The sequence below is a fragment of the bacterium genome, from assembly GCA_027622355.1.
GTDB lineage: Bacteria > UBA8248 > UBA8248 > UBA8248 > UBA8248 > JAQBZT01.
Map to the genome: position 1 here is coordinate 1 of JAQBZT010000130.1, position 7,981 is coordinate 7,981.

Genomic DNA, 7,981 nt, shown 5'->3' on the forward strand with positions numbered 1-7,981 from the left:
ACAAGCCTAAGGGGATGCTAGCAGCATCGATGATTATCCTGGCACTATTTGCCCTAAGGTTTCGCGACTCAGTCTCGGTCAAATGAAATGTCCATTCCCGCGTGAAATCCATAGTTGGTTTTGCCGTTCTCGCCCGCAACACCAAAGAGTAGTCGCCCTCCTCCCAATAGCATTGACGGTCAATCTCGGTCCGAATCTCTGTGTAAACAGGAAGGGCCGAAAAAGTCAAAAATTGAGTGATAAAAAAATTGCTGTCCCCCGGCTGTGCCCCACCTTGTATAGTTTGAAGCACATGGTTGCTCCATTCAGCACTAATTCTCTCAGCGTGCGGGCGCAAATTATCTAGCAGCGTGAGCTCATAGAATAAGATGTTAAAAGGTTTTGGCTGGGAGGTCGAAATCATGAAACCGTGCGTCGCCTCCAGCCCTCCCTCTTTCTGGCCTGAGTAGGAAAGTCGGAGTTGCCTGAACAGGGCCCAAGTGAACTCATGCTGTGCGTTATCACTAATCCTTTTTATGGTTATGTTCATGTTTTCAACAAACAGGTCTTGATTGAACGATCTGAGGGTGCCAATGAGACCTATTGTCGGCCCGTAAGTCGAATACCCGATTTCAATCGAGCCAGTTTCATAAATGTCGATTCTCCCCTGACGAAAATATTTATTGAACACAGATATAATCCACGGCTGCGCGAGAGCAACTACAGCTACGATGAGGATGCCCCAATCCTTAAAAAATTGAAGAAAGCTGCCTGTGGGCTGAGGTGTGGGAGCGGCCATGCCGGGTGTCCTCCAATCCAGTGAGTATAATCATCGTACTATAAAAAGGGTCGAAGACGTTGATGATGCTGGGGATCTGGGAAGCTCCTCACCCCGGGACCATTTCTTCCTCCCCGTGGCTGATAAATGGTTGCCAATTGGTTACTGGCTGGACGTTGAACGCCCCCTAGGGGGCGCGCGTCCATCCAACTCCCGTCCAGTTTCATCTACTCCCCGGCCAGCCCCCGCGCCGATCGCAGGAGATTCAGGCTCTCGGTCCCGTCGCTGTGGAGCGAGGTGAGCGTGTCGCGGCAGAAGCGCTCGAGCGGAAACTCCTTCATGGTGCCGTTTCCGCCGGTCACATCGAGCGCGCCGAGCATCACCTGCACCACCGCCCGGTCAGAGTGGACCTTGAGGAGCCAGGTGTGGTTCGGGTCAAAGGGTTCCCCGCTGTCAATGGCCCGCGCCGTGTCCCAGAGGTAGCCCTCGATGGCGTGGATGTGCATGCGCATTTCGGCGAGGCGCGAGCCCACCGTCGGATGCTCGACGATGGGGCACCCGCCCTGGATGCGGCTGCGAGCGTAGTCCAGGGCGATGGCGTACATGGCCCTCGAGAGCCCCAGGCTCGTGGCGGGATAGTCCACCGCCCCCGCGAAAAGGCGTTGGGCCGCCGGCCAGGCGCCGTCCACCTCGCCGAGGCGGTGATCCGCCGGAAGGCGCACGCCCTCCACCGTGATGTCCCCGTTCGGATAGAGCCGGAAACCCAGCTTGTCATCCACGCGGGGAAAGCGGACGCCGGGCCAGTCCGCCGGGACGATGAAGAGCGTCGAGCCCTGGTGGACGGGAACCGCGCGATTCGTCCGGGCAAACACGAGCACGCACTGCGCAAAGCCGGCGAGCGACACCCACTGCTTCCGCCCGTTCAGCACCCACTCGTCTCCTTCTTGCACGGCCGAGAGCATGAGGCCGCGCCCCGGATCATCCGAGGGGATGAGGTTGTCCGAGCCCGCCGCGGGCTCGGTGAAGGCGGTGGCGAAACAGTAGGCGTCATCCTCAACGAAGGGCCGGAGAAATTTTTCCCGCTGGGCCGGGGTAGCCAAGGTGTAGAGCAGGAGGGAGGCCCGCCAGCAGGAGTAGAAGCACTTGGCCAGGCCGGGTTCGACCTCGCACATCTCCGAGAGCAGCAGCGCGCGGGTCAGGACGCCCGCCGAGAGGCCGCCCCACGCTTCCGGAAGGGCGAGGGTGCGAAGGCCGAGGCGCGAGCCCGCGCGGATCAACTCCCACGGCATACACCCCGAGGGGTCCGGGCGCCGCTCCATCTCTTTGCAAACAGGCGCCACCTCGCGCGCCATGAAATCCCGCACGGTCTCCCGCAGCAGCTGCTGAATGTCATCAAGTTCCGGTTCCGGCATCTGGAAAGCCTCGCTCCGCAGGGGGTTTCCATGGATCATACCAAAATATCCCGGATATGCGCGGCGCACTCCGCTCCCGGGGGCGAGGTCCGGATCACCCGTGAGAGGAAGCGAGCATATTTTCTTCAACGTGGCGTTCACCGAGGAAGAGGAGGCCCCCTGAACACGCTCCCGGCGGGCGGGAGAACGCTACCCAGCAGGGCCCGAATCTGCTATAAACAAAGCAAATCAACCCACCGGATTTTGAAAATCGGAATTTTCCTGGGAAGGAGAAAACCATGAAGATCGTCCTGTATGCCGACATCCACGCGCAACTCGCGCCGCTCGAAGCCGTTCTCGAGGCCGTGGAGAAGGAAAACGCCGACTGGGAGATCGTTCCCGGCGACATCGTCATGGGCGGCCCCGAACCCGGGGAGGTGATTGACTGCCTGCGGGCCCGGAAGAACTGCATCCCCCTCATGGGGAACTTCGACCGCTGGGTGGTCGAGAAAATCGACGAGCAGGACAACCCCTTCCCGGCGCGGAACGACAGCTCCCGCCTCACCCGCGAGCACCTGAACCCAGAGCAGCTCAAATGGCTCCGGGGCCTTCCCCGCTCGCTGGTCATCTCCCCCGAACCGGGCCACGACTTCCGCATCTTCCACGGAACGCCGGATGATGACGAGGGCGCTCTCCCGCTTCGCCTGACGGACGAGGAGATCATCAAGCGCCTCGGCGGGGTGAAAGAAGAGATCCTCGCGTTCGGACAGGTCCACGGCCCCTACGTGCGCAAGGTGGGCAACCAGACGCTGGTGTGCGCGGCCTCCGCGGCGGTCAACTGGGACGGCGACAACCGGCCCGCCTACCTTATCGTCGAGTACCGCGGAAACGGGGACTGGAACGTGGACATTCACCGCGTGAGCTACGACTTCGAGGCACAGGCCAAGAAAAACGAAAACAGCTGGGACCCGGGCGGTAGCAAGCAGGCGAAAACCATCCGCACCGGCGAGTTTTGGAATCCGGCCCACATGCCGCACTAGGGATTCCTCCCGGCCGGGACGAACACAAACGGGCGCTTCCCCATCTGCAGCCGGGGCGGCGCCCGTTTTTTCGGGGCGATATACTTGACGAAAGCATGTAATCCCGAAAGAAAAATATCGCCGAAAAAGGAATCACTTGGCGCACGATGGCGGCCTCGCCTTCTCCGCGCGCCTTTCTTTTAGGATTCAGCGCACTTTCAGGACGATTTTTCCGCGGACGTGCCCCTTCTTGCTCAACTCTTGCGCGGCCCCCGCCTCGGCGAGCGGCATCTCCACAATCTCCGGCGGGCGCACTGCGCCGGCCTTCATCAGTTCAATGATTCGCTCCAAGTGCGCGCGATCCCGCCCGACATTCGGCCGGATGACGGTGACATCGCTGCGCGGGGGAGAAAAACCCGCCGGCGGCGGCGCCACATGGACCAGCAGGCCCCCTGGCTTCAACACCGAAAAGCTGCGCGCGTGCACCTCTCCCCCCATGGTGTCGAACACGACATCGCAGAGAGGAGCGGCCTTCGTGAAATCCTCGCTGTTGTAGTCAATCACTTCATCCGCGCCGAGGCCGCGGACGTATTCGTGGTTCCGGGCACTCGCCGTGGCGTACACCTTGGCGTCGGCATACCGGGCGTACTGCACCGCGAAGCTCCCGACCCCTCCGGCACCCGCATGAATCAAGATATTCCCGCCGGCCTTGAGCTTGACGGCATCCTCCAGTGCCACCAGCGCCGTCAGGCCGATGAGCGCGAGCGCGGCGGCCTCTGCGTGCGAGAGAGAGTCCGGCTTCCTCGCCATGATCGATGCCTTGACGGCGATGGCCTCCGCATATGCGCCTTCCTGTCCCCGGTCGGCCACGCCGAACACCGCATCGCCCGGCGCGAATTCCTCCACGCCCGGGCCGAGCGCGCGCACCACCCCCGAAAAATCACGGCCCAGGATATGGGGAAAGGACAACTGGGCATCGCTCCGGTTGTAGCCCTCGCGCTGCTTCCAGTCAGCAGGATTCACGCTCGCCGCATGGATGTCCACGACAATTTCACCCGGGCCGGCGGCCGGATCGGGCGCATCACCCAGCTCCAGCACCTCGGGACCGCCGTAATCCTTCATCAGAATCGCTTTCATGCTCCCTCCCCGCACGCGTTTTCAGGTGAGTTTTCAGATGAATGGCCAGCATCGCCATTTCGGGCGGGGGAAGTCAACCGCGATTGACGCGCCCGGCCGGGCAAGGAAAAATCAGGAATTCATCGCTGAAATCTTTCTCGAATGCGGAGGACGGAACCATGGGAGAGCGCCTGGGATTCATCGGGTTGGGAAAAATGGGGCTGGCCCTCTCGCGGGCGCTGCTCGCGGACGGCCACGATGTCACCGGCTACGACATCAATCCCGCGCGCGGGGAGATGCTGAAGGAGGCGGGCGGCAAGCCGGCCGCCTCCGGCCGGGAGGTGGCCGAACACTCGGACATCGTGTTTTCGATCCTCCTCAAGCCCGAGCACGTCGAGGAAAACACCCTCGGACCGAGGGGCATCGCGGCAGCGGCGAAGAAGGGCCTCATCCTCGTCGAAATGAGCACCATGTATCCGACCTGGCAAAAAGAGCTGGCGAAAAAACTGGAATCCCGGGGAATCGAGATGCTCGATGCGCCGATCTCGGGCTCCCACCCCAAGGTGGACTCGCGGACCATCTCCATCATGGTCGGCGGGAAAAAAGAAATTTTCGAGCGGGTACGGCCGATTCTCGATCCCCTGGCGGTCAGCGTCGTCCACACCGGACCGAGCGGAACGGGAGCGACGATGAAAATCGTCACCAACCTTTTCGTCAATTCCTCCATGGCACTTCTGGCGGAGATGGTCCTCCTCGGGGAGCGGGCCGGGCTGAGCGAACAGACCATGATGGAGTGCCTGGGCGCGGGATCTGTGCGGGGGGCCATGCTCGAACAGGCAGCGCCGCGCCTTTTCTCACGGGATTTTGTCCCGCGCGGCGCGGTGGAAATATTCGTCAAGGACATGGGGATGGCGATCGACCTCGCCAGCGAGCACGGCTTCGAACTGCAGATCGTCAAGGCGGGCCGGAAGATGTTCCAGCTGGCCGAGGCCGCCGGCTGGGGCAAGGACGACGCCGCCCGCGTGATCGAGGTTTATGAGGGAAAGGCCGGAAATTATTCGTAAATTGGCGAACCCGGCTCCACTGCGAAAACGCGTTGACTTGGCCTTCGCCTGCCGTCATAAATAGATAATTGCGTTTCGCCGCCACTTTGACATTTTCTTTTTCTGCCGCAGAGCGCGCCAAACCGGGAGCCATTACATGAGGTTTCTATACACGATTTTCTTTGTTCTGTTCACCCTGCATCCGGCCTTTGCGGTCGAGTTGAAGAAGGAAAACCCCGACAATCCCGCTGTTCTCATGAAAACCAACCTCGGCGATGTCTATATCGAGCTTTTCCCGAAGGCGGCGCCCGAGACCGTAAAGAATTTCATCGATCTTGCGGAGGGCCGCAAAGAATTCACCGATATTAAAACGAAACAGAAGGTGAAACGCCCCTATTACGACGGGATCGTATTCCACCGGGTCATCGCCAATTTCATGATCCAGGGCGGCAGTCCGCTCGGCAACGGCATAGGCGGGCCCGGCTTCAAGTTCAAGGACGAGATCAACGCCGTCCGGATCGGTCTGGACAAACTGAAGGTCTTCGAAACGGAAGACAAAATCCATCCTTTCCTTCTCATTCGATCCCAGCCTGAGTTTCAGAGCATCGTTCTCGGTCCGCTCGTCCGAAAAATGGGAATCAAAAATCAGGAACAATTCAAAAGCCGGTTGGAGGAGATCAAGGCGAAACTGACCGTCATGACGCTGATGGAAGCCTATGAAAATCTCGGCTTCCGCTACGACAAGGAACTTCCCTCGATCGAGCCGAAAAAAGGCGCCGTCGCCATGGCGAATGCGGGGCCGAACACGAATGGCTCGGAATTTTTCATCAACCTCAAGGACACCCCCTGGCTCGCCGGGAAACATACCGTTTTCGGAAAAGTAATCCAGGGAATGAGCGTCGTCGAGAAAATCGGCGAAACTCCCGTGAATCCTGCGTTAAAACCGCTCAAGGACATGAAAATCATTTCCATCCGGGTTGTAAAGTAGGGGGTACTGTTAGATCTCGCTCCGGTGCTCGAGGGACTGGGAAAGCGTCAACTCATCGGCGTACTCGAGGTGGCTTCCCATCGGCAGGCCGCGGGCCAGCTGGGTGACCCGCACCCCGAGCGGTTTGAGCACCTTGGCGAGATAGAGCGAGGTGCCCTCGCCCGCCATGCTCGGGTTCAGGGCCAGAATCACTTCTTTCACCCCGCCTTTTTTGATGCGATCGACCAGATCGCCGATCGTCAAATCCTCCGGCCCGACGCCGTCAAGGGGCGAAATCACCCCCATGAGGACGTGAAACTTTCCCCGGAAATCCCCCGCCCGCCCGATGGCGAAAACATCGGCTGGCTCTTCCACCACGCAGAGGGTCGCGGGGTCGCGCTCCGCGCAGACGCCGCAAGCCTCGCCGCCGGCTATCCCCTCCACCAGGATGTGGCAGGTGGGGCACAGTCCTACCCGATCATGCAGGGTGCTGCACGATTTCGAGATCGCCTTCGCGGCCTCCGGATCCTTCGAGAGCAGATGAAAAACAATCCGCTGCGCGCTCTTCGGCCCCACGCCGGGAAGCCGGCGGAAAGCCTCGATGCAGGCCCGGATGGCGGGAAACTGGTTTAAAGGCACAGACGAATACCCCTCTCAGGCGGGCTTCCACCTCATCTCAATCCGGGAATGGAAAAGTAAATATACAGCATGGCGATGATGACCAGCGCCACCACAAGCGGAAGCACCACCATCTCGCCCAGATCCCACCGGTGGCCGCAGACCGGGCACCGGTGATGGACGAACGCCTCGCGCTTGCCGCGGTGGCCGCATTTTCCGCAAAGCGCGGTCTCCAACCGTGCCCCGCAGCTTCGGCAAACGGGATCGCGATGCGCCACGGGTGCCTGGCAGTTTCCACAACGAAGGCCCGTCCCCCTGCCCGTTCCCGAGGAAGCCATGCGCCAAACCGCCTTTAAAAGAGTCCCGGAATTCCCAGTCCGCCAGTCAGCTTTTTCATCTCCTCCGCGAGCATATTTCTTCCCTTCTTCGCCGCCTCGTTGCAGGCCGCGCGGACCAGATCCTCCAGCATCTCGACATCGTTGGGATCGACAGCCTGCGGCTCTATCTTCACCGAGAGAATATCTCCCGCGCCGTTCGCCCTGACCGTCACCATCCCGCCCCCGGCGCTTGCCTCGACTTCGCGCGCTCCAATCTCCTCCTGAATCTTGGCCATCTTCTCCTGCATCTGGCGCGCTTGCTTCATCAGGTTGCCCATACCGCCTTTCAACATCATTCCTCTCCCTGTCTGTATCGCCGCAAAGGGACCTCGCTGCTATTGGCCGCCGGAAGTGTTCCTGTTTCGCGCCCGAAGAGAGCGGATATTCATGATCTGACCGTTGAACATGTCCACGACTTCTTGAACAACAGTCTCCTCCTCCTTGCGGAACCGGTTGCCGGCGGGGGACGACGCCTCCGGAGCGGAGATGGTTTCTGCCTTCTCCCTGAAATGCACTTTCACCGACCAGGAGGAGTGGGAGGCGAAAAAAGATTCAATGGATGCGGCCGCCTCCTGCAGAAGGCCTCTGGCGGGCGCGTGGCCGTTTCCCGGCGGAAGAGTGAACGAGATGCGCTCGGGCTCGCTGAGGTCAACTTCCGTCTCTTGCACCACCGCCTGCTGGGAGTGGCGGAGG

The 7,981-nt window shown here is 60.6% G+C and carries 10 protein-coding genes; 3 read left to right on the forward strand and 7 right to left on the reverse strand.

What is annotated here, in order from left to right; all coding sequences use genetic code 11:
• On the reverse strand, positions 1-778 hold a 778-nt coding region (locus O2807_08775; protein MDA1000589.1), incomplete at its 3' end, for a hypothetical protein.
• A 206-nt stretch (positions 779-984) separates the two neighbouring features.
• Positions 985-2,208, reverse strand: coding sequence for an acyl-CoA/acyl-ACP dehydrogenase (locus O2807_08780; GenBank protein MDA1000590.1), 1,224 nt, complete (start codon positions 2,206-2,208; stop codon positions 985-987).
• A 239-nt stretch (positions 2,209-2,447) separates the two neighbouring features.
• Between O2807_08780 and O2807_08785 the strand changes: the two genes are divergently transcribed.
• Positions 2,448-3,188 (forward strand): metallophosphoesterase family protein, encoded by a 741-nt coding sequence (locus O2807_08785; GenBank protein MDA1000591.1) that lies wholly within the window; start codon positions 2,448-2,450, stop codon positions 3,186-3,188.
• Between the two features lie 186 nt (positions 3,189-3,374).
• Here the strand turns inward: O2807_08785 and O2807_08790 are convergent, their stop codons facing one another.
• On the reverse strand, positions 3,375-4,304 hold the full coding sequence (locus O2807_08790; GenBank protein MDA1000592.1) for an NADP-dependent oxidoreductase: 930 nt from the start codon (positions 4,302-4,304) through the stop codon (positions 3,375-3,377).
• 158 nt (positions 4,305-4,462) lie between these two features.
• On the opposite strand from O2807_08790, the gene O2807_08795 reads away from it, so the two are divergent.
• Positions 4,463-5,347 carry an NAD(P)-dependent oxidoreductase gene (locus O2807_08795; protein MDA1000593.1) on the forward strand — a complete coding sequence of 295 codons (885 nt, stop codon included), beginning with the start codon at positions 4,463-4,465 and terminating at the stop codon, positions 5,345-5,347.
• A 136-nt stretch (positions 5,348-5,483) separates the two neighbouring features.
• Positions 5,484-6,314 carry a peptidylprolyl isomerase gene (locus O2807_08800; protein MDA1000594.1) on the forward strand — a complete coding sequence of 277 codons (831 nt, stop codon included), beginning with the start codon at positions 5,484-5,486 and terminating at the stop codon, positions 6,312-6,314.
• Positions 6,315-6,323: 9 nt separating this feature from the next.
• Here the strand turns inward: O2807_08800 and recR are convergent, their stop codons facing one another.
• The 4 genes from recR to O2807_08820 all read right to left on the reverse strand — a co-directional run.
• Positions 6,324-6,932: a recombination mediator RecR gene (gene recR, locus O2807_08805; protein ID MDA1000595.1), complete on the reverse strand. Its 609-nt coding sequence runs from the start codon at positions 6,930-6,932 to the stop codon at positions 6,324-6,326.
• A gap of 32 nt (positions 6,933-6,964) precedes the next feature.
• Positions 6,965-7,249, reverse strand: a complete 285-nt coding sequence (locus tag O2807_08810) for a hypothetical protein (GenBank protein ID MDA1000596.1) — start codon at positions 7,247-7,249, stop codon at positions 6,965-6,967.
• A gap of 14 nt (positions 7,250-7,263) precedes the next feature.
• Entirely contained in the window at positions 7,264-7,581 is a 318-nt protein-coding gene (locus O2807_08815) for a YbaB/EbfC family nucleoid-associated protein (protein ID MDA1000597.1), read from the reverse strand.
• A gap of 42 nt (positions 7,582-7,623) precedes the next feature.
• A partial coding sequence (locus O2807_08820; GenBank protein MDA1000598.1) for a hypothetical protein occupies positions 7,624-7,981 on the reverse strand: 358 nt, incomplete at its 5' end.

Bases quoted from the DNA above. Each gene is read 5' to 3' on its own strand.
- O2807_08780 (MDA1000590.1), bottom strand. From the start codon at position 2,208: ATGATCCATGGAAACCCCCTGCGGAGCGAGGCTTTCCAGATGCCGGAA.
- O2807_08785 (MDA1000591.1), top strand. From the start codon at position 2,448: ATGAAGATCGTCCTGTATGCCGACATCCACGCGCAACTCGCGCCGCTC.
- O2807_08790 (MDA1000592.1), bottom strand. From the start codon at position 4,304: ATGAAAGCGATTCTGATGAAGGATTACGGCGGTCCCGAGGTGCTGGAG.
- O2807_08795 (MDA1000593.1), top strand. From the start codon at position 4,463: ATGGGAGAGCGCCTGGGATTCATCGGGTTGGGAAAAATGGGGCTGGCC.
- O2807_08800 (MDA1000594.1), top strand. From the start codon at position 5,484: ATGAGGTTTCTATACACGATTTTCTTTGTTCTGTTCACCCTGCATCCG.
- O2807_08810 (MDA1000596.1), bottom strand. From the start codon at position 7,249: ATGGCTTCCTCGGGAACGGGCAGGGGGACGGGCCTTCGTTGTGGAAAC.
- O2807_08815 (MDA1000597.1), bottom strand. From the start codon at position 7,581: ATGTTGAAAGGCGGTATGGGCAACCTGATGAAGCAAGCGCGCCAGATG.